Origin of the sequence: Paracoccus marinaquae (genome assembly GCF_018860165.1) — a bacterium.
GTDB classification, from domain to species: Bacteria; Pseudomonadota; Alphaproteobacteria; order Rhodobacterales; family Rhodobacteraceae; genus Paracoccus; species Paracoccus marinaquae.
Window position 1 is genome coordinate 132408 of the sequence record NZ_JAHKNG010000001.1, and the last position, 26892, is coordinate 159299.

Sequence of the window (26892 nt, forward strand, 5' to 3'; positions counted from 1 at the left end):
CGAGGCCGACATGACCAAACCCGTGATCCTGTGCATCCTTGACGGCTGGGGTATTTCCGACCGCCCCGAGCAGAGCGCGCCCGATCAGGCCGAGACGCCGAATTTCGACCGGCTGATGCGGGATTGCCCGAACGCGACGCTGGTCACCTTCGGGCCGGATGTGGGCCTGCCCTCGGGGCAGATGGGCAATTCCGAGGTCGGCCATACCAATATCGGCGCCGGCCGGGTGGTGGCGATGGATCTGGGGCAGATCGATCTGGCCATCGAGGATGGAAGCTTTTTCCTTAATGACGAACTGGGCGCGTTCATCGCCCGCCTGAAGGACAGCGGCGGCAATGCGCATCTGATCGGCGTGGTCTCGGATGGTGGCGTCCACGGGCATATCCGGCATGTGCTGGCGGCGGCGAAGGCGGTGGCCGAGGCGGGCGTGCCGGTAGTGATCCATGCGATCACCGATGGCCGCGACGTGCCGCCGCAATCGGCCGCGGGCTTCGTGGCCGAGTTGCAGGCCGGCCTGCCCGCGGGCTGCCGGATCGGCACCGTCATCGGGCGTTATTTCGCCATGGACCGCGACAAGCGGTGGGATCGGGTCGAACGGGCCTGGCGCGCCATCGTCGCCGGGCAGGGCGAGTTGGCGGCCAGCGCCGGGGCGGCGGTGGCAACGGCCTATGCGCGGGGTGAGACTGACGAGTTCATCCAGCCCTTCGTCATCGACGGCTATAACGGCGCGATGGATGGCGACGGGGTCTTCTGCCTGAATTTCCGCGCCGACCGGGCGCGCGAGATCCTGTCGGCGCTGGCCGATCCGGATTTCGCCGATTTCGATGCCGGCGGGCGTCCCGAATGGGCGGCGCTGCTGGGCATGGTCGATTACAGCGACCGCCACAACGACTTCATGACCAGCGCCTATCCCAAGCAGCAGGTGGTCAACACGCTGGGGGCCTGGGTCGCCGCCAAGGGGCTCAGGCAGTTCCGGCTGGCCGAGACCGAGAAATATCCGCATGTCACCTTCTTCCTCAACGGCGGCAGAGAGGTGCCCGAGGCGGGCGAGGACCGGTTCATGCCGCAAAGCCCCAAGGTCGCGACCTATGATCTGGCGCCGGAAATGGCCGCCGCCGAGGTCAGCGACAAGCTGGTCGAGGCGATCGGCAAGGGGTACGACCTGATCGTGGTGAACTATGCCAATCCGGACATGGTCGGGCATACCGGCAGCCTGCCCGCCGCCAAGCGGGCCTGTGAGGCCGTGGATCAGGGCCTGGGCCGCATGCTGGAGGCGCTGGATCGCGCCGGCGGGGCGGCGGTGGTGATTGCCGATCATGGCAATTGCGAAACCATGGTTGATCCCGAAACCGGCGGGCCGCATACCGCCCATACCACCAATCCGGTGCCGGTGATCGTCTATAACGGCCCCGGGGGCGCGTCGCTGCGCAACGGCCGGCTGGCCGATATCGCGCCGACCGTGCTGCAGATGATGGGGCTGGACAAGCCCGCCGAGATGACCGGCGAAAGCCTGATCGTGCCCGCATGAACCGCCGCTTTCTGTCCGCATTGCTGCTTTGCGCGGGACTGGCCGCGCCGGTCAAGGCAGCGACGCCCGCCGGTCAGGCCGTGGTCGAGGCCGAGGCGGCGGCGGCGCAGTTGCGGGCGGCGGTGGACCAGTTGGCCGATGCCGTCAGCGCCGACGATCAGGTCACCGCGCTGACCGAGGTGATCCGCGGCTATGAGCAGGGGCTTGCGGCTTTGCGCGATGGGCTCAGGCAGGCCAGCGCCCGCGAGGCCGAGTTGCATGACCGGTTCGAGGCCGAGCGTGCCCGGCTGGCCGGGGTTCTGGGCGCGATGACCGCCTTGCAGCAATCGCCCGAGACGACGCTGCTGCTGCACCCGGCCGGCGCGCTGGCCAATGCGCGCTCGGGGATGATCCTGTCGGATGTGACGCCCGGCCTGCGCGCCGAGGCCGAGCGGTTGCAGGCCGATCTCGACGAGATCGCCACGGTGCGTGCGCTGCAGTCGGCCGCGGCCGAGATGCTGGGCGCGGGGCTGGCCTCGATGCAGGAGGCGCGGCGGCTTCTGGCCAGCGCCGTCACCGACCGTTCGACCATGCCCGTCCGTTTCGCCGAGGCGCCCGAGGAACTGCAGAAGCTGCGCGACGCAGCCCAGAGCCTTGACGATTTCGCCAGCGGCATCGGCCGGATGGAAACCGATATCGGCCCGCCGATGGAGGATTTCGAAGGTGCCCAGGGCAGCCTGCCCCTGCCGGTGATCGGCAGTGTGCGGCGCCCCTATGACGAGCCCGACGCGGCCGGTGTGCGCCGCCCCGGCTGGGTGATTGCCACCGCCCCGGCCGCACTGGTCACCACGCCCTGGCCGGCCACGATCCGTTATCGCGGCCCGCTGCTGGATTACGGCAATGTGATGATTGTCGAGCCCGCACAGGATTATCTTCTGGTATTTGCAGGCATGTCGCAGGTCTTTGGTGAACTTGGCGACGTGTTGCAGGCGGGCGATCCGGTCGGGCTGATGGGCGGCTCGGAGGCGCCGGCGCAGGAATTCGGTGCGCAGTTCGTCGCCGACGCGGCGCGCGGGCTGGATGCAGGGCGGACCGAAACCCTGTATCTGGAATTGCGCAAGGGTAAGGAAACGCTGGACCCGGCGGGCTGGTTCGTGCTGAATCCGGTTGTCGAGCCGCAAGGAAATTGAGGCAGGAAGGGCCGCCATGAAACATTATCTGATCGCCGGGCTGGGGGGCGTGCTGGCCGGGGCTCTGGTCACCACCCAGATCGCCGGCCCGCTGGTCGCGCAGGAGGCCGGCAAGAACGCCTCGATCTACGAACAGCTGGAACTGTTCGGCAATGTCTTCGAGCGGGTGCGCGCCGATTATGTCGAGGCGCCCGACGACAAGACCCTGATCGAGGCCGCGATCAACGGCATGCTGACCTCGCTCGACCCGCATTCCAGCTTTCTGTCGGCCAGCGATTATGAGGACATGCAGACCCAGACCCGCGGCAGTTTCGGCGGGTTGGGCATCGAGGTCAGCCAGGAGGACGGGCTGGTCAAGGTGGTCTCACCCATCGACGACACCCCGGCGGCGCAGGCCGGCGTCGAGGCCGGCGATTTCATCAGCCATGTGAACGGCGAATCGCTGCTGGGCCTGACGCTGGACGAGGCGGTGGACATGATGCGCGGCCCCGTCGGCAGCGAGATCACCATCACCATCCTGCGCGAGGGCGAGAGCGAGCCTTTCGACCTGACCATGACCCGCGATACGATCAAGCTGACCGTGGTCAAGACCCGGATCGAGGGCCATGCGATCGTGCTGCGCGTCTCGACCTTCAACGACGAGACCTATGACACGCTGAAGGCCGAACTTGACGAGGCGGTGGCCGAGGTCGGCGGCATCGACAAGGTCACCGGCTTCGTGCTGGACCTGCGCAACAATCCGGGCGGTCTTCTGAACCAGGCGATCAGCGTCTCGGACGCCTTCCTCGATGCCGGCGAGATCGTCAGCACGCGCGGCCGCAAGGCCGAGGAGAGCGAGCGCTGGAACGCCGAAGACGGCGATCTGGCAGAGGGCAAGCCGATGGTCGTGCTGATCAATGGCGGTTCGGCCAGCGCCTCGGAGATCGTCACCGGCGCCTTGCAGGATCATCGCCGCGCGATCGTCGTCGGCGAAAAAAGCTTTGGCAAGGGCAGCGTGCAGACGGTGATGCCGGTCACCTCGGACAGCGCCATCCGACTGACCACGGCGCGCTATTACACGCCCTCGGGTCGCTCGATCCAGTCGCTGGGCATCCAGCCCGATATCCTTGTCGCGCAGCCCCGCCGCCCGACCGCCGAAGAGGGGGGCGAGGACGAGCCGCGCAGCCAGTCGAATTTCGGCCGCTCCGAGGCGGATCTGCGTGGCGCGCTTAACAATGATTCGGTCAATGACGACGAGAAGAAGCAGATCGAGGCAGAGGCCGCCGAGGTCGAGGCGACGGCCAAGCTGCGCGAGGAGGATTATCAACTGGCCTATGCGGTCGATATCCTGAAGGGCCTTGCCGCGGTCGATTTCCAGGCCGGGCAGGTCCCGGCCAGCGCCAAGCCGGCGATGACGGGCGAGGGCGCGGGTGACGGAGATGCCGGAGCCTCCAGCGGGAATGGCTGAGCGGACCGGACCGGGCGGTCTGCCCTATCGTCCCTGCGCCGGGGTGGTGCTGGCGAATGCCGAAGGGCTGGTCTTTGCCGGGCAGCGGCTTGACCGGCCCGGCGCCTGGCAGATGCCGCAGGGCGGGATCGACGAGGGTGAAACCCCGCGCGAGGCCGCGTTGCGCGAACTGGTCGAGGAAACCGGGATCGGCGTGGACAAGGTCGAGATCGTCGCCGAGGCGCCCGACTGGGTCTATTACGATCTGCCGCCGGAACTGGTCGGCAAGATCTGGAAAGGCCGATTTGGCGGCCAGCGTCAGAAATGGGTGCTGATGCGGTTCCTCGGGCAGGACGAGGATGTCCGCATCGATACCGATCACCCGGAATTCGACCGCTGGTGCTGGATGCCGGCGGCGGAACTGATCGCCAGCATCGTGCCCTTCAAGCGTGCGGTCTATGAACAGGTGATCGCGGCCTTTGGCGACCGGCTGGCCTGACGGGATCGCCGGCCGCCCGGGCGGGGCGTTGAATGCCTGCGGCCGGAATTTCTATTTCGGGGCACGCTGCGACCTGCTCCGCCACAGGATGACGAGGCCGGACGCAACGATCAGGCCCGAGCCGATGAGCATCGAAAAGCTCAGGCGTTCGCCGAAGAACAGGATGCCGAAGCCGATGCCGAACAGCAGCCTCGTGTATCTGAACGGGGTGACGGCCGACACTTCTCCGGTGCGCATGGCCTTCATCAGGCAGGCATAGGCGCCGACCCCGGCCAGAACCGCCCCCGACAGGATCAGCGCCGCCTCGCCCGTGATCGGGACGAAGGCTGCCCCCTGCCAGATCGCGAACAGAACGCCCGCCACCGCGACCGACAGAAAGCCATAGAGGCCAAGGACCGAGGTTGCGAGCGAGCGCGGTGCGGCGCGGCTGGCGAGGTCACGCCCGGCAAAGCCGATCATGCCGATCACGGCCAGAACGGACAGCATGGAAAAGCCTTCCGTTCCCGGCTGCAGGATGATCAGCACCCCGGCCAGCCCGACAAGGATCGCCGTCAGTCTGCGCCAGCCGACCTTCTCGCCGAAGATCACCGTGGCGCCCGCGACGACGACCAGCGGTGTCGCCTGCAGGATCACGGTTGCCGTCGATAGGGGAATCAGCGCGATCGCCAGCACATAGAACAGGCGGCCGACGATCTCGAACACCATGCGGACCAGCATCGGGCGCGAGACGACCTCGCGGCTGAACAGCGGCGCCTTGCCAAGGCGCGCCAGGCAGGCGAACACCAAAGCACCGCCCAGCCCGAAGATGATCAGGATCTGGCCGACGGGCATCATCGCGGACGCGGCCTTGACCAGGGCATCCTCGATGGCGAATACTCCCATCGCCGCGGTCATCCACAGGCTGCCGAACAGGTTGGCCTTGTGATCGGTTGCAAAAGCTGACGGCATGAGATTTCCGATGATGATGACCGCATTGACGGATCGGGACACGATGCCGTGGCGCGGTATTCCCGACTTCCGATGCCGAAAGCAAGCCGTCAGGCCGATCTCGGGGCGTCGCCGCTTCAGCCCTTCTGGCGGCGCTTGCCCTCGGCGACGCAGACTGCGTTGGCGGCCTCAAGCTCCATGCTGCCGGGATGCGAGATGGCGCGGTCCCATTGCACGATTTCCTTCAGGTACAGCTGGCACATCACCTGCCCCTGTGGCGTGTCCACGGCAACCGGTGCGGTCTCGAGGCTTTGCGGGGTACAGCCGGCCAGAAGGGTGACGGCCATGGCGATCGAAATGGATATCTTCATGATCTCGTTTCCTCAAATCGGAGTGCAAATCGCTTTCCCCTGAAAATGGTGGGGTGAGATCATTATAGATCGGCGGATTTCCGCCTAGAAGCTGGCGAATTGGTCAAGATACCTGACCCCGGCGCGGATCGCGCGCCGGGGTGGCCTGCCTGGCCCCAGCAGGGCGTCAGCGGCGCAACTGGTCCAGCAGGATCGAGGTCGGATAGCCGTCGGGCGTGGCCCCGATCGAGCGTTGATAGGCGGCCACGGCCTCCATCGTGCCCGATCCGAACAGCCCGTCGATCTCGCCGTCATAGAAGCCCTTGGCGCTCAGGCGCTGCTGGATCTCCTTGCGCTCGGCCGTGGACATGGGGCGGTCGCTGCGCGGCCATGCGCCCTGAATGCCGGGCCGGCCGGCGATACGCTCACCCAGGAAGGACACGCCGAGCGCGTAATTGTCAGAGTTGTTATAGCGCAGCAGCGACCGGAAATTGTCGAGGATCAGGAAGGCGGGGCCGCGCGCGCCTGCCGGCATGATGATCGAGCCATTGCCCGAGGGCAGCCCGCCGCCACCGATCCGGGTGACGCCCTGTGCCGCCCAGGTCGCAGTGGATTTGCGCGTGCCCTTGCCGATCTGGCCCATGCTGAAGCCGGATGGCAGCTGCACCTCGGCCCCCCAGGCCTGACCGCGCTGCCAGCCGTTGCGGGCCAGATAGGCGGCGGTCGAGGCCAGCGCGTCGGTCGGGTTCTCGGACCAGATGTCGCGGCGACCATCGCCGGTGAAATCGACGGCGTATTCCAGATACGAGGTCGGCATGAACTGGGTGTGCCCCATGGCGCCTGCCCAACTGCCCAGCATCTGCTCGGGCGCGACATCACCGGCCTGGATGATCTTCAGCGCCGCGATCAGCTGGTTCTGGAACATTTCGCCGCGGCGGCCGTCATAGGCCAGCGTCGCCAGCGAGGGGATGATCTGCATCTTGCCGCGATTGGCGCCGAAATTCGACTCCATCCCCCAGACCGCCAGCACGATCTCGCGCGGGACGCCATAGCGGGCCTCGATGGCCGACAGCGTGCTGGACAGCTGCGCCGATTTCTCGCGTCCGGTGCCGATGCGGGCATCCGACACGGCGCTGTCCAGATACAGCCAGACCGGGCGCGAGAATTCGGCCTGCTTGCGGTCGAGCCGGATCACGTCGGGGTTATAGCGGGCGATGCGCATGGCGCGGTCGTAGGTTGTGGCCGAGACGCCGGCGGACAGGGCGCGCGGGCGGAAGGATTGGACAAAGCCCTGCAGGCCGGCCTCGTCGCCCGGCGATGCAGCCGGGATCGCTGCCGGCACGACCGGCGCGGCGCCGCCGAAGGCGCCTGGCGCGCGGTTCGTCGGCCCTGCGCAGGAGGCCAGCGCGCCGACCAAGGCGGTGGACAGGAAAATGCGGGAAATGCTCATGTGAATCGCCTGTTCATGACTGCTGTCGTTCTTGTTTCGCGCAAGTGTAGCAGCCGCGATTCGGCTTGGATAGGCCCGCTTCCGAAGGGCCGTCAGTCCGCGTCCCCGGCCCCGCCGGGCGGGTCGAAAAACGGCTCCATCTGGGCGATGATGACGGCGTTTTCCGCCAGTGCCCGGCCCATCAGGGCACGTTCCTGATCGTCGATCTCGTGGCCTTCAGCCAGCCGTTCGTCCAGCGTGCCATGGCCGGTCACATCCAGCGGCGCCATGTCCGCCTGTTTCAGGATCGCCACGGTTTCGCGCACCGCCTCGGCCTCGTCGCGACCGGCGGCATAGCAGATCAGCGCCGCCCCGGTCGCGCCGTCGGGCAGACCGTCGCCGGATTTGCGGCCAAGCTCGATCAGCAAGGTATAGACATTCATCCGCCCGCCTCCTTTCGCCCCGTTCGGGCCTAATCGGCACATCATGTTCCATCACCGGGCGCAAGCCTCGTGCCCGGGCTGTTCGCCGCGCGGCATTGCCGCTAGCTTTGGCGCGGATGCCAATGGGTGACGGGATGAGCAAGAGTCTGAGACGTGTCAAGGCGGCGCTGGAGGCGGCGGGCGAGCCGGTCGAGGTGCTGGAAATGGGCGAATCGACCCGCACGGCGGCCGAGGCGGCTTCGGCTGCGGGTTGCGAGGTGGACCAGATCGCCAAGTCGATCATCTTCCGCGGCGAGGACAGCGGCCATGTCGTGCTGTTCCTGACCGCCGGCGGCAACCGCGTCGATCCGGCCAAGGCGGCGGCGGTGGCGGGCCAGCCATTGGGCAAGGCCGATGCCGACCTGATCCGGGTCGAGACCGGCTTTGCCATCGGCGGTGTCGCGCCGGTCGGGCATCTGAAGCCGGTGGCGGCCTATTACGACCCGCGCCTGTCGGATTTCGACCGGGTCTGGGCGGCGGCCGGCACGCCGCGCCATATCTTTGCCATCGCGCCCGACCGGCTGCTGGCCCTGACCGGGGCGGTCGTCGCGGATTTCACCGGCTGAGCCGGAACCGGGCCTTGGGCCCCCATGCCGCAGGAGGTTGCCATGAACCAGCCGATGCTGACCCTGAACGATCATCGCCAGATGCCGCAGCTGGGGCTGGGTGTCTGGCAGATGCCCGAGGACCAGACCGCGCAGGCGGTGGCCGAGGCGCTGCGGATCGGCTATCGGCTGATCGACGGCGCGGCGATGTATCGCAACGAGGCCGGGATGGGGCAGGCGGTGCGCGCGTCTGGCCTGCCGCGCGGCGAGGTCTTCGTGACCTCGAAGCTGTGGAACGACCAGCAGGGGGGCGACCGGGCGCGGCGCGCCTTTGACGCGACGATGGACCGGCTGGGGCTGGACTATCTGGACCTTTACCTGATCCATTGGCCGGCGCCGCAGCAGGACCTTTATGTCGAGACCTGGAAGGCCCTGATCGCGCTGCGCGACGAGGGGCGGGTGAAATCCATCGGTGTCGCCAATTTTCAGGAGCCGCATCTGACCCGTCTGATCAATGAGACCGGCATTGCGCCCGCATTGAACCAGATCGAATTGCATCCGACCTTCACCCAGCCCTTGATGCGGGCGGTGAACCGGCGGTTGGGGATCGTCACCCAAAGCTGGGCGCCTTTGGGCCGGACCCACGATTTCGGGGCCGCGCCGGTGCAGCGCATCGCCGCGCGGCTTGAGGCAAGCCCGGCGCAGGTCATCATCGCCTGGCATCTGGCGCACGGGCTGTCGGTGATCCCGAAATCGCAGAACCCCGCACGGCTGCGGCAGAATTTCGCGGCGCTGTCGCTGCGGCTTGAGGACGCGGATATCGCCGCTCTGGACGCGCTGGACAGCGGCGAGCGGACCGGCCCCGATCCCGACAGTTTCACCGGCTGAGCAGGGTCCGGGTCAGCGGGCTGTCGGGGTGGGCCAGTGCCTCGATCACGTCGAAATGGTGGCGGCCGGGGTCGATGACGCAATCGGTCGCCGCCCCGAGGCCGGCCCAGAGATCGGCCAGCAGGCGCGACTGGCGGATGAATTCCGGCCGCTCCATCCCGCCGACCCAGGCGGTGAGCGGAATACCCATGCGCGGGACCAGAAGCGCCGGGCTTTCTGTCGCCGCCTCGACCGCGTCGATCCGCAGGGTGTCGTTCATTGCCGTTCGCATCAATGGCCGCAGGTCGGCCAGCGCCGAAATCGGCACGCAGGCGCTGACCCGTGCCGCCACGGCTGCGGGCAGGGTGCCGTCGTCACAGATCATCCGCGCGGCCAGATGGCCGCCCGCGGAATGGCCGGTGATGGCGATGGGGCCGCCGACGCGCCCAGCCGCATCGGCGATCGCACGGGCGATCTCGGCGGTCATCTGCGCGATGCGCGCCTCGGGGGCCAGCGTATAGGCGGGCAGGGCGACCGCCCAGCTTGCCGCCAGCGGCCCCGCCGCCAGATGCGACCAGTCCGGCGGCCCGAACCTCATCCAGTAGCCGCCATGAATGAACACGGCGAGTCCGACCGGCTGGCCCCGGGGGCGGAACAGATGCCCGCGGCCAAGCGGCTCGTTCGGATGGGTGGCGCGGAAATCTGCCGCGGCGGCGCGCCAGCGTGGCGGATAGCTGTCGGCATCCGGGATATGCGGGCCATTCGCATAGGCGTCATCCCAGTCGGTCACATGATACAGCATAACGCCCTCCTCTGGCGGCAAGAAGACCCGGCCGGCAGGCACTGGTCAAGAGGCCGGCCGGCCCCTGATCCCGTCCCATCACATGTCTTCCGGCGGGCGCCAGGCGCCGGGTTCCGGGCGCAAACCTCAGCGATAACAAGAAATTTTGTCAACTGAAGGCTGTTACCTTTGGGAAGTACACTTCCCAAGGGCGATTTTCTGACGCAAAACAGGGAAGTTGGTTCTTGTTGGTGTGATCGATGTATCGGTTTTTGGCAGGTTTGCTGGGAGTTGCCGTCGTTGCCGCCTTCGCGGTGGCGGCAGAAAGCGACGACCTGAATGTGGAATATGTGACTGCGACGGTCGAGCCGTTGCGGCTGGACATAGAACTGTCCGGAACGATCGAGGCGGTGGACAGCGTCGATCTGGGCTTTCGGCAAAGCGGCCGCGTGATCGAGGTTCTGGTTGAGGAGGGCGATCACGTGAGGCCCGACCAGGCACTGGCGCGCCTGGACCCAGAGCAGCAATATCAGGCGCTGAAGGTGGCCGAAGCCGGCTGGGCCGCCGCCCGGGCGACGCAGGCCCAGGCGCATCAGGCCAGTGACCGCGCCAAGGCCATGCTGGAGCGCGGCGTCGGAACGCAGGCCCAGCTCGATGCCGCGACGCAGGCGTCGTCCGAGGCTGACGGGCTGGTCAAGCAGGCGGACAGTTCGGTCGATCAGGCGCGGCGGGCGGTCGAGGATACGGTTCTGCGGGCCTCGGATGTTTCGGTCGTGACGGCGCGCCTGATCGCGCCGGGCCAGATCGTGGGGGCCGCGCAGCCTGCCCTGTCACTCGCCCGGCTGGACGGGCTGGAGGCGGTGTTCCAGGCGCCCGATCATCCGCTGTTGCGCGAGTCGATGGGGCGGAAGGTCAGACTGGCTACAATTGATATCGAGCGCCCGGGCATGACCGGGACCGTCACCGAAATCGCGCCGCTGGTCGATCCGCAGACCGGCACGGTGACGCTCCGCGCCCGGATCGACGAGTTTGGCGGCAGTGACGGGTTGCTGGGGGTGGCGGTTCGCGGCCATCTGATGATGTCTGTGGGTGAGGGGATCGCTCTGCCCTGGACGGCGCTGATGCGTCTGGGCGACGGCCCGGCCGTCTGGATCGTCGGCAAGGACGATCGGGCGGCGCTGGTCCCGGTCCAGATCAGCCATTTCGCGGATCGTACCGTCTATCTGTCCGAGGGGATCGAGGCCGGTCAGATCGTCATCGGCGCCGGCTCGCAGCTGCTCTATCCGGGCCGCCGGGTCCGGCCGGCGGAGGTTCTGCCATGATGGCGCGGCGCATCGTGGCTATTGCCGGGCGCGGCGGGCTTCTTCTGGCTCTGGCGGCCTTTCCGGCTCCGGTCACGGCGCAGGATCTGCCGCGTTGGCTCGGGCTTTCCAGCGAGGCGGCGGATCTGCCGGCTCCGCGTCCGGTGGTGACCGAGATCCTCGAGGATCGGGGGCAGGCGGCGCGTTGGGTGCCGGGGGTTGTCGCCTCGAAAACGCAGGTCAGCATGGCCTTTCAGACGCTCGGCCGTATGGTCACGCGGCAGGTCGAACTGGGCGACCGGGTGCGGAAGGGCGATGTCCTGGCAGAACTGGCGACCGAGGATCTGGTCGCCAATACCCGTGCCGCCCGTGCCGCCCTGGACGCGGCCGAGGTGCAGTTGAGTACTGCGCACGGAACGCTGGAACGGACCCGGGCGCTGGTCGGCCGCAGCGTCGCGTCGGACGCACAGATGGAACAGGCGCAGCGTGCCGCCACCGCCGCCGAGGCCGCCGTGGCGCAGGCCCGGTCGCAACTGGCCCGGGCCGAGGATGCAGAGGGATTTGCCCGCATGACGGCGCCCTTCGATGGCGTCATCAGCGCCATCTACGAGGCTCCGGGCGCGGTGGTCGGTGCCGGGGCGCCGATCCTGCAACTGTCGGCCGAGGACTGGCGCGAGGCGGTCATCGACGTTCCCGAGACGACCCTTGCCGGACTGCCGCCCGATGCGGCCTTCACCGTCTGGCAGCGCAACGCCCCCGACGAGGAGGTGCCGGCCGTTCTGAACCGGATCGATCCGCTGGCCGATGTCGCAACCCGCACCCGGCGCCTGTACCTGACCCTGCCGCCCGAGGCGCAATTCCGGCTGGGGGCGCTGGTCCGCGCGAGGCTTGGCACCGTCGGCGCACCGGCCCTGAGCGTCGCGGCCGAGGCCTGCTTCACACGCGATGGCGGGGTCTGGGTGTGGCGGGTACGGCGCCAGGGCGAGGCGGCCCATGTCGAGGCGGTGGCGGTGAAAACCGGCCCCGATTTCCTTGGCAGGGTCCTCGTCCTCGAAGGGCTGGAGGCCGGGGACGAGATCGTGATCCGCGGCGTGAATTCCCTGCAAGACGGGCAGGCGGTCGGGCGGAGGGTCGATCCATGACGCGTTTCAACCTGTCCGACTGGGCGCTGAACCATCGCAGCTTCGTCTGGTTCCTGCTGATCGTCTCGATGATCGCGGGGACCATCAGCTATATGAATCTGGGCCGTGAGGAAGATCCCAACTTCACCATCAAGGTCATGGTGATCGGGGCCGCCCTGCCCGGCGCGACCACCGAGGAGACGCTGAAGCAGGTCACCACCCGCATCGAGACCAAGCTTGAGGAACTGGACGAGCTTTATTTCACCCGCTCGGTGACGATGCCGGGGCAGGCGGTCGTCTATGTCGAATTGCTGCCGACGACACGCGGACCGGATGTGCCCGAAATCTGGAAACGGGTGCGGCAGATGATGTCGGATATCCGCCCCGACTTCCCCCAGGAATTCGCGGGGTTCCAGTTCGATGACGATTTCGGCGATGTATTTGGCAGTATCTATGCCTTCACGGCCGACGGTTTCACCCCGCGAGAGTTGCGCGACCGTGTGGATGACATCCGCCGGCAGGTCGGGGCGCTGGAGGCGGCCGGCAAGACCGCGCTTGTCGGCGCGCAGGACGAGGAGATCTATCTGGAATTCTCGTCCGCGCGGCTGGCGGCCCTGGGCCTGAACCAGCAGCAGGTCATGGCGACGCTTGCGGTGCAGAACGCGATCTCCCCCTCGGGTGTGATCCAGGCCGGACCCGAGCGGGTGATGATCCGTGTCGGCGGGCAGTTCGACGATGCCCCGGCCATTGCCGCGGTCAATCTGCGGCTGGGCGAACGTTTCTTCAATCTTGGCGATGTCGCCACCGTGCGGCGCGGCTATGCCGATCCTCCGGCGACGCTGTTTCGCGTGAACGGGCAGCCGGCGATCGGGCTGCAGATCGGCATGCGCGACGGCGAGAACATTCTTGAATTCGGTGCCGAACTCGACGCGCTGATGGCCGGGATCGCCGCCGATTTGCCGGTCGGGATCGAGATGACGAAGATCGCCGATCAGCCGCGCGTCGTCGACGAAGCCGTCGGCCATTTCGTGACGGCGCTGGCCGAGGCGGTGATCATCGTGCTGATCGTCAGCTTCGTCAGCCTCGGGGTCCGCGCGGGCTTCGTGGTGACGCTGACGATTCCCCTGGTGCTGGCCATCACCTTCGTGATCCTCGACCTCTACGGCATCACCCTGCAGCGGATCTCGCTGGGGGCGCTGATCATCGCACTCGGCCTGCTGGTCGATGACGCGATGATCGCCATCGAGACGATGATCTCGCGGCTCGAGATCGGCGAGTCGCTGGGAAACGCCGCCAGCTATGCCTGGACCTCGATCGCCTTTCCCATGCTGACCGGCACGCTGGTCACCATGGCCGGCTTCATTCCCATCGGCCTGAACAGTTCGGCCGCGGGCGAGTTCACCTTTTCGCTGTTCGTGGTGATCGCCGTGTCCTTGCTGATCTCGTGGATCGTGGCGGTCTTGTTCGCGCCGCTTCTGGGGGTGAGTTTCCTGACCGAGAAGGGGGCGCATCACCAGCACAGGCCGGGCTGGTTGCGGCTGCGCTTCCACGTCCTTCTGCGCCTAGCGATGCGTTTCAAATGGGTGACCATCGCGGTCACGCTGGCGATCTTCCTGCTGTCGGTCTGGGGGATGCGCTTCGTTGAACAGCAGTTCTTCCCGACCTCGGACCGGACCGAGGTGCTGGTCGATATCGCCGAGCGCCAGAATGTCTCGATCGCCCGCACCCGGGCCGATATGGACCGGCTGGAGGCGGTGCTGGCCGAGGACGAGGACGTGGAGTTCTGGTCCTCCTATGTCGGTCGGGGGGCGCCACGATTCGTGCTGCCGATGGATGTGCCGACGCCGGGGCCGCATATGGGCCAGATCATCATCCAGACGCCCGATCTGGGCGCGCGCGACCGGGTCAAGGCGCGCTTGATCGATCTTGCCGCGCGCGACTTCATCGGGGTTGACATCTACGTGAAGAATCTCGAGATCGGCCCGCCGGTCGGCAAGCCGATCCAGTACCGGGTCAGCGCGCCCAATGCCGATGACGCCCGCGATGCAGCCCGCGGGCTGGCCACTGTGCTTGCGTCTGAACCCCGCCTGCGCGACATCGCCCTCGACTGGAACGAGCCGGCGCGGGTGGTGCGGCTGGAACTCGATCAGGACCAGATCCGCCAGTTGGGCGTCACCAGCCAGGATATCGCCGATGCGCTGTCGGGCCTGTTTTCCGGCAGGATCGTCACGCAGTTGCGCGACGACATCTATCTGGTGGACGTGATCGCCCGCGGTGCGGATGCCGACCGCGAATCGCTGGACACGATCCACAACCTGCAGCTTCCGATCGGGGACGGGCGCCGCATCCCGCTGATCACGCTGACCAGTCTCGAATATGGCACCGAACAGCCCCTCATCATGCAGCGCGACGGGGTGCCGACGGTCACGGTCAAGGCGGCCATCGCCAGCCAGGATCAGCCGGCCACACTGGTCGCGGCGCTCGGCGACCAGATCGCGGCCTATGCCGCGACGCTGCCGCCCTCGGTCCGGATCGAGATCGGCGGCACGGTCGAAAGCTCGGAGGAAAGCCAGGCGCCGATCGCGGCGGTCGTGCCGGTGATGCTGCTGATCATGGCGTTCCTCGTCATGGCGCAGATGCAGAGCTTCCGGCTGTCGCTGATTGTCTTTGCGGCCGCGCCCCTGGGGCTGATCGGGGTGGTGGCGGTGCTGGTGCCGTTCGGCGTGCCGATGGGGTTCGTGGCGATCCTCGGGATCCTCGCGCTGATCGGGATCCTGATCCGCAACTCGGTCATCCTCGTGCATGAGATTCAGGAACTGCTGCACAAGGGCCGGTCGACATGGGATGCGGTCTTCGAAGCCTCGGACAGTCGCGCCCGTCCGATCCTGCTGACGGCGGCGGCCGCGTCGCTGGCGCTGATCCCGATCTCGCGGCAGGTGTTCTGGGGGCCGATGGCCTTCGCCATGATGGGCGGCATCATCGCCGGAACGCTGGTGACGCTGGTTTTCGTACCGGCACTCTATTGTGCGGTGTTCGGGGTGCGCCCGCCAGATCGGGGCTGAGACTGGGCCTTTGACCGGGGCGCGCCACGCGTGCAGGCGCCGCCTTGAACCAACCCGCCCCCCGGGACGACAGCCGCGGCGGCGCTATCGCGGGACGCAGAAAAACACCCCGAAGCCTGCTTCGGGGTGCCTGTGTCGCGGGGGCCGGCGGGTGCCCTGTGCCGCGCCTATTCGGCGGCGCTGCGCTTCGGCAGCACCCAGTTCGGGCGCGGGAAATGGCAGGTATAGCCGTTCGGGAACCGCTCAAGATAATCCTGATGCTCGGGCTCGGCGTCCCAGAAATCGCCCGCGGGTTCAAGTTCGGTGACGACCTTGCCCGGCCACAGGCCCGAGGCCTCGACATCCGCGATCGTGTCCTGCGCGATCTGTTTCTGATCCTCGTCCAGATAATAGATGGCCGAGCGATAGCTGGATCCGATATCGTTGCCCTGCCGGTTCGGGGTGGTCGGGTCGTGGATCTGGAAGAAGAATTCCAGCAACCGTCGATAGGTGATCATCTGCGGGTCGAAGACGATCTCGATCCCCTCGGCATGGCTGCCGTGATTGCGATAGGTGGCGTTCGGGACATCGCCGCCGGTATAGCCCACCCGGGTCGAGATCACCCCGGTCAGCCGCCGGACCAGATCCTGCATGCCCCAGAAGCAGCCCCCGGCCAGAACCGCGCGCTCAGTCATGTTCCGCCTCCTCGACCTGGTCCAGCCAGGCGCCATAGCCCTCGGCCTCCATCCGGTCCTTCGGCACGAAGCGCAGCGCGGCCGAGTTGATGCAGTAGCGCAGCCCCCCCTGATCGCGCGGCCCGTCGGGGAAGACATGGCCCAGATGGCTGTCGCCATGGCGCGAACGCACCTCGACCCGGGTCATGCCATGCGAGGTGTCGCGGTGCTCGGTGACGTTGTCCTCGACGGGTCTGGTGAAGGCCGGCCAGCCGCAGCCGGAATTGTATTTCGCCGAACTGGCGAACAGCGGCTCGCCCGAGACCACGTCGACATAGAGGCCGGCCTCGAAATGATGGTCGTATTCGCCGGTGAAGGCGCGCTCGGTGCCGCTGTGCTGGGTGACCCGGAACTGTTCCGGGGTCAGGCGCGACAGCGCCTCTTCGGTTCTGGCGTATTTCATGCGTCGCCTCCCATGCGAATCTGTTCCCCCACTATGTAGGCGGGCGGGCGCGCGGGCCAAGGGACCTCGTGATGCCGTGAAGACGGCAGGGCCGTCAATCGGTGTCGCGCAGGGTTTCCTTCTGGGTGATCAGGCGGGCGGTGTTCTGGCGCGCGAGGAAACTCCACAGCCAGCTCAGCGCGACCGCCAGCCGTGACCGCGTCCCGATCAGGAAATAGATATGGGCGATGCCCCAGACCCACCAGGCCAGCCGGCCCTTCAGCCTGACCCGGCCGAAATCGATGATCGCGGCATTGCGCCCGATCGTGGCCAGATTGCCGATGCCGTGGTAGCGGAAGGCCGCCGGTTCGGGCCGGTCGGCCAGCCTTGCCCTGATGACCCTCGCGACGTGAACCCCCTGCTGCTTGGCGGCCGGGGCGACGCCGGGAACCGGCCGGCCGTCGCTGACCACATGGGCGGTATCGCCGATGACGAAGATCGCTGGATCGTCGGGCAGGGCGAGGTGGTCGCCGACCACGACCCTGCCGGCGCGGTCCGCCTCGACACCCAGCCATTCGGCGGCGGGCGAGGCCTGCACACCGGCGGCCCAGATGACGGTGCGGGCGGGGATCGGCTGGTCACCCAGAACGATCCCGTCCTCGGAAACCGCCGTCACCGGGATGCCGGTCCGGACCTCGACGCCATGCCTGCCCAGCGAATGGGCGGCATAGTCGGACAGGCCCTGCGGAAAGGCCGACAGGATCCGCGGCCCGGCCTCGATCAGCATGATGCGCGACTTGCGGGTGTCGATATGGCGGAATTCCTGCGGCAGCACATGCTGAGCCAGCTCGGCGATGATGCCCACCAGTTCGACGCCGGTCGGCCCTGCGCCGATCACCGCGAAGGTCAGCAGCGCCCCGCGTTCGGCCTCGTCCTCGGTCACCTCGGCGCGCTCGAAGGCCAGAAGCAGACGCCGCCGGATCGTGGTCGCGTCTTCCAGCGTCTTCAGCCCCGGCGCGTCCTTTTCCCACTGGTCGTTGCCGAAATAGGCGTGCCGCGCGCCGGTGGCGATCACGAGGATGTCGAAGGGGACCCGCGCGCCGCTTTTCAGGATCACCTCGCGGCCGGCGCGGTCGATGCCCACCACCGTCGCCAGCAGCGTCGTCACGTCCTTGCGCCGGCGCATCAGCCGGCGGATAGGCCAGGCGATTTCCGAGGTCGCCAGCAATGTCGTCGCCACCTGATAGAGCAGCGGCTGGAACAGGTGATGATTGCGCTGATCGATCAGTGTGATCTCGCAATCCGCGCCCTTCAGATCCTTCACCAGTTGCAGACCGGCAAAGCCGGCGCCGATCACCACGACCTTCCGCGTCATCTTTTCCTCCACGCAGTTCCGCCTCCAACCTGCATGGTCTAGCGAGGAACGGCCGGCAGGGCGAGGCGTCCCGGCGTGGAACTGTCTATCGGCGGCGTTTACAATCCGACGATGGCGCGCCGGGCCGCGTCGTATTCGCCGGCCAGCCGGTCGATCAACTGGGCTGCCGGGACGATCTCATGCACGGCGCCGATGCCCTGGCCGCAGCCCCAGATCGTGCTCCAGGCCTTGGGCTTGGCCGACAGGTCGTTGAAATTCATCGTGCTGGGATCGGCATGGGCCAGCGCCTCGGGGTCCAGCCCGGCATTGCGGATCGAGGGCGCGAGGTAGTTGCCCGACACGCCAGTGAACAGCGAAGAGGTGACAATGTCCATGGCGCCGGAATCGACGATCATCTGCTTGTAATCGGGCTGGGCATTCGCCTCGGTCGTGGCGATGAAGGGGCTGCCGATATAGGCCAGATCGGCACCCATCGCCTGCGCCGCCAGCACCGCCCGGCCGGTGGCGATGGCCCCCGACAGCAGCAGCGGGCCGTCGAACCATTCGCGGATTTCCTGCACCAGCGCGAAGGGCGATTGCGGCCCGGCATGGCCGCCCGCGCCGGCGGCCACGGCGATGATGCCGTCGGCGCCCTTCTCGACCGCCTTTCGGGCGAAGCTGTTGTTGATGATGTCATGCAGCGTGATGCCGCCGCAGTCATGGGCGGCGGCGTTCACCTCGGTCCGCGCACCCAGCGAGGTGATCCAGATCGGCACCTTGTGGCGGTGGCAGATCTCGATGTCGCGGTCCAGCCGCGCGTTGCTGCGATGGACGATCTGGTTCACCGCGAAGGGGGCGGCGGGACGGTCGGGATTGGCCTGGTTGTGGCGGTCCAGTTCCTCGGTGATGCGGGTCAGCCAGGCCTCGAGCTGGATCGGCTCGCCGTCCTTTTCGCGGGCGTTCAGGGCCGGGAAACTGCCGACGATTCCGGCCTTGCATTGCGCGATCACCAGATCGGGATTCGAGACGATGAACATGGGCGAGCCCACGACCGGAATGCGCAGGTTCTGAAGAATTGGCGGCAGCATTGGGATCCCCCTCTTGAGTTGCTAGGACTATGGGTGCGCCGGCGCGAAGGGCAAGGGTGACGTTGCGCGCTTTGCGGCGCGCAACAGCGCGGCATCATCCCCGGAAGGCCAGCAATTGCCAGGTTTTCGGCCTCACAGCACGTACACGGGGCGGGCACCGGGCGTGCACAGGCTGTACACCGCGTGCGGGCGTTGCGTGTTGCGCGGCGTCGCCGCATGATGGCGGGACCGCCGTCACATGAGGTTCGCCATGCCCGCCATCCGTCCGATCACGCTTGCCGCCGCGATTGCCGGCCTTGCCACCGCCGCATGGGCGCAGGACCCTGCGGCGCGGCCGGTCATCGCCGTCATGTCGGCCTTTCCGCCCGAATGGGTCGGTCTGCAAGCCGAGTTGCAGGACGCCCGGTCGCAAACCATCAACGGAGTCGAGTTCATCACCGGCCAGCTTGCGGGCAAGGATGTGGTGCTGTTCCTGTCGGGCGTGTCGATGGTGAACGCCGCCATGACCACGCAGCTGGCGCTGGATCGTTTCGATATCGGCGCGATCGTCTTTTCGGGCATTGCGGGCGGCGTCGATCCGTCGCTGAACATCGGCGATGTGGTCGTGGCCGGGCAATGGGGGCCGTATCTGGAAACCATCATGGCGCGCGAGACGGAGGGCCGGTTCGCGATTCCCGGCTTTCTGGAATCGCCCTTCCCGAATTACGGGATGATCTTCACCAGCGAAACCACCGTCGCCTCCGACCGGGGCGAACCCGAGGACCGCTTCTGGTTCCCGGTCGATCAGGGCCTGCTGGAGGTTGCGCGGGGCGTCGCCGCAAAAACCGATCTGGCCGCGTGCAACGGCGACAATGCCTGCCTGTCGCAGCCGCCGCAGATCGTTATCGGCGGCAATGGCGTGTCGGGGTCGGCTTTCGTCGATAATGCCGGCCTGCGCGAATGGATCTTCGGGACGTTTCAGGCGCAGGTGGTCGATATGGAAAGCGCCGCGGTGGCGCAGGTGGCCTGGGCCAATCAGGTGCCCTTCATCGCCTTCCGGTCGCTGTCGGATCTTGCTGGTGGCGGCGAGGGCGAGAACGAGATGGGCGTGTTCATGTCGCTGGCGGCGACGAATTCGGCCGAGGTGGTGAAGCTGTTCGTGGAGGCGCTGCCCGAGTGAGGGATCATCAGGGGGCGGTCGGCAGGCTAGCGTGAGGCGCCCAGAAAGACCTTGATCAGTTCCCCGCCCAGGGTGCCGATCAGCCCGATGACGGCCACGGCGACCGCGGCAATCAGCGCGATCCGCGCCGTTCTGACCTCGACCGGGTGGGATGCGGTTTCGGCGCTGTCGTCGGCGATGAGGCGTCGGATTTCCGCCGTCTTCTCTTCGACCCGGCTGCCGGCATCGGTCGGGCTCCGGCGCATCCGGTCCAGCATGGTGTCAAGGAAGGCAAGATCGGCGGAACGGCCCCGGGCCTGCCCGTCCCGCGACAGGCCGGCGGCATAGGCGCGCAGCGCATAATGCAGCGGTTGGCGGCTGGTGGCCGGGCCGAAACCGGCGCGGGACAGGCGGTCCCATTCGGATTCGACATGGCGGCGATCATCGCCGGGGGCCACGGCAACGCGGCCCTGTTCGATCAGCAGCGAGGACAGGATACGGTCGATTTCACCGCCGCTGGCAAGCCGTATCGCCAGATCCCGGCTGTCCAGCAGGTCGGGTGCAACGCCCTGCCGCAGATCGGCCTCGAGCGCGCGGATCAACTGCTTGCGCGCCCCGCCCTGCGCGACCGGGTCGAGTTCGTCGAAGCCGCGATAGCGGGCCTCGAAATCGGCTTTGGCAAGGTGAGACATGGGATCGGCCACCGGCTATTTCGGCAAGCCTAGCACGATCGACGGCCCCGCGTCAGTCGCGCCCGCCAGGCGCGCCGGCCCCCCCGGCAGGTGCTGGAGGGGCCGTTGTCATGGGCGTATCAATGCAGCGTCGCGTCGGGTTTCGGGCCTTCGCCCACCGCCCCCAGCTTGTGGCCGGCGGTGCCGATGTGGCTGCCGACCAGCAGTCCATCCGGCCCGGCGCCGACCCTGACGGTCTGGCCGTCGAGGACCTCGCCCGAGAGCAGCATCTCGGCCAGCGGGTCCTGCAGGGCGCGCTGGATCACGCGCTTCAGCGGGCGGGCGCCGAAGACCGGGTCATAGCCCTGGTCGGCCAGCCATTTGCGCGCCGCCTCGTCGAGTTCCAGCCCGATCTTGCGGCCGGCGAGGCGCTGTCCCAGCCGCGCCAGCTGGATATTGACGATGCCGTCCATGTTCTCGCGCGTCAGGCGGCGGAAGATGATGATCTCGTCCAGCCGGTTCAGGAATTCGGGGCGGAAATGCATCCGCACCGCCTCCATCACCTGATGGCGGGCATCGGTCGCATCGGCGTCCTCGGGCAGGGTCGAGAGCGCCTGCGAGCCGAGGTTCGAGGTCAGGATGATCAGCGTCTGCTTGAAGTCCACCGTCCGGCCCTGGCCGTCGGTCAGCACGCCATCGTCCAGCACCTGCAGCAGCACGTTGAAGACATCCGGATGCGCCTTTTCGACCTCGTCGAACAGGATCACCTGATAGGGGCGCCGCCGCACCGCCTCGGTCAGCACGCCGCCCTCGTCATAGCCGACATAGCCCGGAGGGGCGCCGATCAGCCGGGCCACGGAATGTTTCTCCATGAACTCGGACATGTCGATGCGGACCATCGCGGAATCGTCGTCGAACATGTATTCGGCCAGCGCCTTGGTCAGTTCGGTCTTGCCGACGCCGGTCGGGCCGAGGAACAGGAACGAGCCGAGCGGCCGGTTCTCGTCGTTGAGGCCGGCGCGGGCGCGGCGGACGGCGTTCGAGACGGCGACCACCGCCTCCTGCTGGCCGATGACGCGCCTGCCCAGTTCCTCTTCCATCTTCAGCAGCTTCTCGCGCTCGCCCTCCAGCATCTTGCTGGTGGGGATGCCGGTCCAGCGTTCGACCACCTCGGCGATCTGCTCGGGGCGGACGGCCTCCTCGACCATCAGCCCATTGCCCGATTCGCCGCCTTCGGCCTCGGCCAGCTGCTTTTCCAGCCCCGGGATGATGCCGTAGCTGAGTTCGCCGGCGCGGGCCAGATTGCCCTCGCGCTTGGCCTGATCCAGTTCGGCCCGGGCGCGGTCAAGCTGTTCCTTGAGGCCGCGCGCGCCCTCGAGCTTGTCGCGTTCGGCCTGCCAGCGGGCGGTCATCTCGGCGCTTTGCTGCTGCAGGTCCGAGAGGTCCTTTTCCAGCCGTTCCAGCCGGTCGCGCGAGGCGGCGTCGTCCTCTTTCTTCAGCGCCTCGGCCTCGATCTGCAATTGCAGGATCTGGCGGTCCAGCGCGTCCAGTTCCTCGGGCTTGCTGTCGACCTCCATGCGCAGACGGCTGGCGGCCTCGTCCACCAGATCGATGGCCTTGTCGGGCAGGAAGCGGTCGGTGATGTAGCGATGCGACAGCGTCGCGGCCGCGACCAGCGCCGCGTCCGAGATGCGCACGCCGTGGTGCAGCTCGTATTTCTCCTTGATGCCGCGCAGGATCGAGATCGTGTCCTCGACCGTCGGTTCCTCGACCAGGACCGGCTGGAAGCGGCGGGCAAGGGCCGCGTCCTTCTCGATATACTTGCGGTATTCGTCCAGCGTGGTGGCGCCCACGCAATGCAGCTCGCCCCGCGCCAGCGCCGGCTTGATCAGGTTCGCGGCATCCATGGCGCCATCGGTCTTGCCGGCGCCGACGAGGGTGTGCAACTCGTCGATGAACAGGATGATCTCGCCCGAGGCGGCCTCGATCTCCTTCAGGATCGCCTTCAGCCTCTCCTCGAACTCGCCGCGATACTTGGAGCCGGCGATCAGCGCGCCCATGTCCAGCGCCATCAGCTTCTTGTCCTTCAGCGATTCGGGCACGTCGCCGTCGATGATGCGCAGCGCCAGCCCCTCGGCGATGGCGGTCTTGCCGACGCCGGGTTCGCCGATCAGGACCGGGTTGTTCTTGGTGCGCCGCGACAGCACCTGCATGGCGCGGCGAATTTCCTCGTCGCGGCCGATGATCGGGTCGATCTTGCCCTGTTCGGCGGCCTCGGTCAGATCGCGGGCATATTTCTTCAGCGCCTCATAGCTGTCCTCGGCCGAGGCGCTGTCGGCGGTGCGGCCCTTGCGGATGTCATTGATCGCGGCGTTCAGGTTCTGGGCGCTGACCGCGCCCGCCTCGAGCGCGTCCCTGGCATTGGTATTGACCATCGCCAGCGCCATCAGGATCCGCTCGGCCGGAACAAAGCTGTCGCCGGCCTTTTTCGCCACCTTCTCGGCCTCGTCCAGCACCCGCACCATCGCGGGATCGACATAGACCTGGGCGTTGTCGCCCGAGACCTTCGGCAGCTTGGCCACGGCCTGGTCCACGGCCTGGCGGACGCGCCCGGCATCGCCGCCCGAGCGGTTGATCAGGTTGGCGGCCAGCCCCTGATCGTCATCCATCAGGGCCTTCAGCAGATGTTCGGGAAGAACCCGCTGGTTTTCCTCGCGGATCGCGATGGTCTGGGCGGCCTGCAGGAAACCGCGCGACCGTTCGGTGAACTTTTCCATGTTCATCGATCTATGCTCCTTTCACTAGCCCCCGCGTCGCGGGCGCCCTGATGCGGCACGCCCCGGTCCGGGTCTTCGGTAGAGATTTGGGGCATCGCGCGACACTTTCAAGCGGTTATTTCCTGTGCCATAACGCCGCGATTGCGCGGCAGAAGGGGACAAGCATGGACGAGCGGCTGATCGTGGCGCTGGATGTGCCGAACGCGCTGGCGGGGCTGGACCTCGCCGACAGGCTGGGCGATTCGGTCGGCTTCTACAAGATCGGGCTGGGGATGCTGACCGGCGGCGGGCTGGCGCTGGCCAACGAGCTGAAGCAGGAGCATGGCAAGCGCATCTTCCTGGACATGAAGCTGTTCGACATCGGCGCCACCATCGAGGCGGCGGTGCGCGGGATCGCAAAATACGATCTGGATTTCCTGACCGTGCATGGCGATCCGCATGTCGTGCGCGCCGCGCGCGAGGGGGCTGCGGGCAGCAACCTGAAGATCCTCGGCGTGACCATCCTGACCTCGCTGGAGCGCGCCGATCTGGATGCCGGGATGATCCGGGCGGGCGATCTTCACGAGATCACGGTCGAGCGCGCCGCCCGCGCCTTCGAGGCCGGGGCCGATGGCATCATCTGTTCGCCGCGCGAAGCCTCGGCCATTCGCGCGCTGCCGAATGCCGGGCTGATTGTGACCCCGGGGGTGCGGCCCGCCGGCGCCGATCTGGGCGATCAGAAGCGGGTCGAGACGCCGGCCAGCGCCATTGCCGCCGGCGCCGATCACATCGTCGTCGGCCGCCCGGTCTGGCAGGCCGCCGATCCGCGCGTCGCCGCCGAGGCGATCCTGGCCGAGATGGCCTCGCCGCAGGCGCAACGCCCGAACCATTGAGGTTTCGCGCAACACGTTGACCCGGCAGGCCGATCGCGCCACCCTCCCGGCAGTTGAAGGAGGGCAGGGCATGAACGATCCGCAGGGTATCCGCCAGAAGGCCGAGAACGATCTGGTGCTGTCCTTCCTGGCCGTGCGCCGCGCCATCGGCACGCTGGGCTATTTCCTGCCGCTGGCGCTGCTGGCCTATGGGCTGTTCGCGCCGGGGGGCGTCCCTCTCAGCATGTCGGTGGCCTATTACTCGCCCATGCGCGAGGTCTTCGTGGGCACGCTTTGCGCGCAGGCGGTGTTTCTGTGGAGCTATGAGGGCTTTCGCCGCAACGCCGGCGAGATCGTCAGCGACAAGGCGACGGCGCGGGTGGCGGCGCTGGCGGCGCTGCTGATCGCGCTGGCGCCGACCAGTCCCGAAGGGCTGCTGCCGCCGGGGCAGGTCTTCGATCCGGCGCAGGATTGCACGCTGCTGCAATGCCGCCTCGGGGTGGCCCTGGCCGACCGGCTGCATCTGGTCGCGGCCGGGGTCTATTTCGCCGCGCTGGCGGTCTATTGCCTTGTCCTGTTCCGGCGCGGCAAGGTGGACAGCGACGAGAAATGGGCATCGAACCGCATCTATGCGGTCTGCGGCTGGCTGATCGTGGTCAGCATCGGGCTGATCGGGGTGCTGTTCGTGACCGGATGGGACGAGGCCCTGTTGCCCTTGCGGCCGATCTTCTGGCTGGAATTCATCGCCACCTTCGCCTTCGCCACCGGCTGGATGGTCAAGGGCGACGCCCTGCGCCCGCTGGTGCGCGGGATCGCCGGCCGCTAGAGCGCGGCGATCCAGGCCTTGAAATGCGGCACCGCGCGCGGATGGGCCATGAATTCCGCCAGCGGCATCATCCGCCAGGCCTGGCCCTCGTCGCCGAGGCGGATCGCGGCGATCTCGGCCGGCGTCAACTGGCCGGCAAAGAGCCACGAGATCATGCCGGGCCGCTGATGCGAGGGGAAGGCGCGTCCGCGAAGCCGGTCCGGGGGCAGGATCAGGCCGAATTCCTCGTGCAGTTCGCGCAGGGCGCAGGCGATCGGCGTCTCGGCCCCGTCGCGGCCGCCGCCGGGCAGGTCCCAATGGGCGGGGAAGGGGATGTGGTCGAAATCGTCGCGCAGGCAGGTCAGCAGCCGCGCGCCCTCGGTCAGCAGCAGCTTGGCGCCGTGAAAGGGCACATCCGCCGTCCTGCCCGCCGCTGCCGCCATCAGTCGTTGATGTCGCGGTCCCAGATGCGGACCTGACCCTTCTTCACGCCGGCGACGCGGCGCAGAAGATACCAGGCGAGGCCCGACAGAAGTGCCGTGGCGACCAGCGTCATCGGCAGCCCTGCCGACCACAGTCCGGTCAGCAGCAGGATCCCCATCAGCCCCACCGCCGCCGCCAGCCCCATGAACACCCAGCCTGGCGCGAACAGTTCCAGGACCGCCAGAACGAGGGACAGGACGATCCACAGCCAGCCGTTCAGCCAGTTCATGGCGCCCGCCCCTTCAGCAGGCTGAAGGCATCGGCAAAGGCATCCAGCGCGGCGGCCGGCAGGATCACCGTCTGCCTGCCCGCGCCCTGGCCGACCTCGACCAGCGCCTCGACCTGCTTCATCGCCACCTGGTACTGCGCCGCCTCGAGCCCGTTCTTGGAGATGGCCTGGGCGATGGCCTCGGTCGCATAGGCCTCGGCCTCGGCCAGCACGCGTTTGGCCTTGGCCTGCTGCTCGGCGGCATAAAGCTCGCCATCGGCGGCCAGTTCGACCGCGCGGCGCTTGCCCTCGGCCTCGGTGACCAGCGCGCGGCGGGCGCGCTCGGCGTTCAGCTGTTGCAGCATGGCGGCGCGGGTGGCGTCGTCGAGGTTCACGTCGAGGATTTCCGCCCGCGTCACCTCGATGCCCCAGTCATCGACGACATTGGCCAGCGATTCGCGGATCCGTTCGATCAGCTGCGCGCGGTTCGACTGCACCTGATCCAGTTCCATCGTCCCGATCTCGGAGCGGACGATGCCGGCGACGGTAGTGGCGATGGCCGCGTCGATGTCGCGGATCCGGTAGACGGTCTTTTCCGGCTCGATGATGCGGTAGAAGACCGAGGTCTCGACCTGCACCAGCACGTTGTCGGCGGTGATCGCGTCCTGCCGGTTGGTCGGCAACTGCCGTTCGAGGATAGAGATCTTGTGCGCCACCCGGTCGAGGAAGGGCATGATGAAATTGATCCCCGGCCCCAGCACGGCGCGCAGCCGGCCAAAGCGTTCGACCACGAATTTTTCCGATTGCGGCACGATCCGCACCGCCCAGCTGACGGTGAGGAAAATCACCACGGCCAGAACGATCAGGGCGATGTTCTGGCCGATCAGGTCGCCGATCCCGCCGGTTAGGTTCTGCATCCTTGCTGCTCCTTCAGG

Annotated in this window: 26 protein-coding genes; 12 read left to right on the forward strand and 14 right to left on the reverse strand. The window is 67.5% G+C overall.

Going from position 1 to position 26892, the window contains the following annotated elements:
- Positions 1–10 precede the first annotated feature (10 nt).
- Genes gpmI through KNW02_RS00710 form a run of 4 tightly spaced genes read left to right on the forward strand, consistent with a single transcriptional unit; the run spans position 11 to position 4622 of the window.
- On the forward strand, positions 11–1528 hold the full coding sequence (gene gpmI / locus KNW02_RS00695; protein ID WP_216031328.1) for a 2,3-bisphosphoglycerate-independent phosphoglycerate mutase: 1518 nt from the start codon (positions 11–13) through the stop codon (positions 1526–1528).
- Positions 1525–2697: a murein hydrolase activator EnvC family protein gene (locus KNW02_RS00700; RefSeq protein WP_216031329.1), complete on the forward strand. Its 1173-nt coding sequence runs from the start codon at positions 1525–1527 to the stop codon at positions 2695–2697. Before gpmI ends, KNW02_RS00700 begins: the two co-directional genes overlap by 4 nt.
- A 16-nt stretch (positions 2698–2713) precedes the next feature.
- Positions 2714–4144 (forward strand): S41 family peptidase, encoded by a 1431-nt coding sequence (locus tag KNW02_RS00705; protein WP_216031330.1) that lies wholly within the window; start codon positions 2714–2716, stop codon positions 4142–4144.
- Positions 4137–4622 (forward strand): RNA pyrophosphohydrolase, encoded by a 486-nt coding sequence (locus KNW02_RS00710; RefSeq protein WP_216031331.1) that lies wholly within the window; start codon positions 4137–4139, stop codon positions 4620–4622. Before KNW02_RS00705 ends, KNW02_RS00710 begins: the two co-directional genes overlap by 8 nt.
- Before the next feature lie 51 nt (positions 4623–4673).
- On the opposite strand, the gene KNW02_RS00715 is transcribed toward KNW02_RS00710, so the two are convergent.
- The 4 genes from KNW02_RS00715 to KNW02_RS00730 all read right to left on the reverse strand — a co-directional run bounded on the left by KNW02_RS00715 (position 4674) and on the right by KNW02_RS00730 (position 7771).
- Entirely contained in the window at positions 4674–5570 is an 897-nt protein-coding gene (locus KNW02_RS00715) for a DMT family transporter (RefSeq protein ID WP_252733315.1), read from the reverse strand.
- Between the two features lie 116 nt (positions 5571–5686).
- Entirely contained in the window at positions 5687–5920 is a 234-nt protein-coding gene (locus KNW02_RS00720; protein ID WP_216031332.1) for a hypothetical protein, read from the reverse strand.
- Positions 5921–6086: 166 nt separating this feature from the next.
- Positions 6087–7349: a lytic murein transglycosylase gene (locus KNW02_RS00725; protein ID WP_216031333.1), complete on the reverse strand. Its 1263-nt coding sequence runs from the start codon at positions 7347–7349 to the stop codon at positions 6087–6089.
- Between the two features lie 92 nt (positions 7350–7441).
- On the reverse strand, positions 7442–7771 hold the full coding sequence (locus KNW02_RS00730) for a DUF8846 family protein (protein ID WP_216031334.1): 330 nt from the start codon (positions 7769–7771) through the stop codon (positions 7442–7444).
- A 134-nt stretch (positions 7772–7905) separates the two neighbouring features.
- Between KNW02_RS00730 and KNW02_RS00735 the strand changes: the two genes are divergently transcribed.
- Positions 7906–8376 carry a YbaK/EbsC family protein gene (locus KNW02_RS00735; RefSeq protein WP_216031335.1) on the forward strand — a complete coding sequence of 157 codons (471 nt, stop codon included), beginning with the start codon at positions 7906–7908 and terminating at the stop codon, positions 8374–8376.
- Positions 8377–8418: 42 nt separating this feature from the next.
- Positions 8419–9243, forward strand: a complete 825-nt coding sequence (locus KNW02_RS00740; protein ID WP_252733316.1) for an aldo/keto reductase — start codon at positions 8419–8421, stop codon at positions 9241–9243.
- Here KNW02_RS00740 and KNW02_RS00745 read toward each other — a convergent pair.
- Entirely contained in the window at positions 9233–10024 is a 792-nt protein-coding gene (locus tag KNW02_RS00745; RefSeq protein ID WP_216031336.1) for an alpha/beta hydrolase, read from the reverse strand. The genes KNW02_RS00740 and KNW02_RS00745 overlap by 11 nt on opposite strands.
- A gap of 251 nt (positions 10025–10275) precedes the next feature.
- Here KNW02_RS00745 and KNW02_RS00750 point away from each other — a divergent pair, with 251 nt between their 5' ends.
- Genes KNW02_RS00750 through KNW02_RS00760 form a run of 3 tightly spaced genes read left to right on the forward strand, consistent with a single transcriptional unit; the run spans position 10276 to position 15487 of the window.
- Positions 10276–11325: an efflux RND transporter periplasmic adaptor subunit gene (locus KNW02_RS00750; RefSeq protein ID WP_216031337.1), complete on the forward strand. Its 1050-nt coding sequence runs from the start codon at positions 10276–10278 to the stop codon at positions 11323–11325.
- Positions 11322–12446 (forward strand): efflux RND transporter periplasmic adaptor subunit, encoded by a 1125-nt coding sequence (locus tag KNW02_RS00755; protein ID WP_216031338.1) that lies wholly within the window; start codon positions 11322–11324, stop codon positions 12444–12446. Before KNW02_RS00750 ends, KNW02_RS00755 begins: the two co-directional genes overlap by 4 nt.
- A complete protein-coding gene (locus KNW02_RS00760) occupies positions 12443–15487 on the forward strand; it encodes an efflux RND transporter permease subunit (RefSeq protein ID WP_216031339.1) in 3045 nt (1014 codons plus the stop codon). Before KNW02_RS00755 ends, KNW02_RS00760 begins: the two co-directional genes overlap by 4 nt.
- 167 nt (positions 15488–15654) lie before the next feature.
- On the opposite strand, the gene msrA is transcribed toward KNW02_RS00760, so the two are convergent.
- The 4 genes from msrA to KNW02_RS00780 form a co-directional block, all read right to left on the reverse strand.
- A complete protein-coding gene (msrA, locus tag KNW02_RS00765; protein WP_216031340.1) occupies positions 15655–16161 on the reverse strand; it encodes a peptide-methionine (S)-S-oxide reductase MsrA in 507 nt (168 codons plus the stop codon).
- Positions 16154–16603, reverse strand: coding sequence for a peptide-methionine (R)-S-oxide reductase MsrB (msrB, locus tag KNW02_RS00770; RefSeq protein ID WP_216031341.1), 450 nt, complete (start codon positions 16601–16603; stop codon positions 16154–16156). The genes msrA and msrB overlap by 8 nt, the downstream gene beginning before the upstream one ends.
- Before the next feature lie 94 nt (positions 16604–16697).
- On the reverse strand, positions 16698–17957 hold the full coding sequence (locus KNW02_RS00775; protein WP_216031342.1) for an NAD(P)/FAD-dependent oxidoreductase: 1260 nt from the start codon (positions 17955–17957) through the stop codon (positions 16698–16700).
- A 98-nt stretch (positions 17958–18055) separates the two neighbouring features.
- Entirely contained in the window at positions 18056–19024 is a 969-nt protein-coding gene (locus tag KNW02_RS00780; protein ID WP_216031343.1) for an NAD(P)H-dependent flavin oxidoreductase, read from the reverse strand.
- 250 nt (positions 19025–19274) lie between these two features.
- On the opposite strand from KNW02_RS00780, the gene KNW02_RS00785 reads away from it, so the two are divergent.
- Complete coding sequence (locus tag KNW02_RS00785; protein ID WP_216031344.1) at positions 19275–20183, forward strand: 5'-methylthioadenosine/S-adenosylhomocysteine nucleosidase; 909 nt, start codon at positions 19275–19277, stop codon at positions 20181–20183.
- 26 nt (positions 20184–20209) lie between these two features.
- Here KNW02_RS00785 and KNW02_RS00790 read toward each other — a convergent pair whose 3' ends face one another.
- Positions 20210–20854, reverse strand: coding sequence for a hypothetical protein (locus KNW02_RS00790; RefSeq protein WP_216031345.1), 645 nt, complete (start codon positions 20852–20854; stop codon positions 20210–20212).
- A 119-nt stretch (positions 20855–20973) separates the two neighbouring features.
- On the reverse strand, positions 20974–23616 hold the full coding sequence (clpB, locus tag KNW02_RS00795) for an ATP-dependent chaperone ClpB (protein ID WP_216031346.1): 2643 nt from the start codon (positions 23614–23616) through the stop codon (positions 20974–20976).
- Positions 23617–23774: 158 nt separating this feature from the next.
- Here clpB and pyrF point away from each other — a divergent pair, with 158 nt between their 5' ends.
- On the forward strand, positions 23775–24482 hold the full coding sequence (gene pyrF, locus KNW02_RS00800; protein ID WP_216031347.1) for an orotidine-5'-phosphate decarboxylase: 708 nt from the start codon (positions 23775–23777) through the stop codon (positions 24480–24482).
- A 70-nt stretch (positions 24483–24552) separates the two neighbouring features.
- Positions 24553–25287 carry a hypothetical protein gene (locus KNW02_RS00805; protein WP_216031348.1) on the forward strand — a complete coding sequence of 245 codons (735 nt, stop codon included), beginning with the start codon at positions 24553–24555 and terminating at the stop codon, positions 25285–25287.
- On the opposite strand, the gene KNW02_RS00810 is transcribed toward KNW02_RS00805, so the two are convergent.
- From KNW02_RS00810 to KNW02_RS00820, 3 genes are read right to left on the reverse strand one after another with little or no spacing between them, the layout of a single operon-like run.
- Complete coding sequence (locus tag KNW02_RS00810; RefSeq protein WP_216031349.1) at positions 25284–25709, reverse strand: NUDIX hydrolase; 426 nt, start codon at positions 25707–25709, stop codon at positions 25284–25286. The two genes, KNW02_RS00805 and KNW02_RS00810, sit on opposite strands and share 4 nt — an antisense overlap.
- The gene (locus KNW02_RS00815) at positions 25709–25978 is read right to left on the reverse strand and encodes an NfeD family protein (RefSeq protein WP_216031350.1); all 270 of its coding nucleotides are present in this window, start codon (positions 25976–25978) and stop codon (positions 25709–25711) included. The genes KNW02_RS00810 and KNW02_RS00815 overlap by 1 nt, the downstream gene beginning before the upstream one ends.
- On the reverse strand, positions 25975–26874 hold the full coding sequence (locus tag KNW02_RS00820; RefSeq protein WP_216031351.1) for an SPFH domain-containing protein: 900 nt from the start codon (positions 26872–26874) through the stop codon (positions 25975–25977). Before KNW02_RS00820 ends, KNW02_RS00815 begins: the two co-directional genes overlap by 4 nt.
- Between the last annotated feature and the right edge of the window lie 18 nt (positions 26875–26892).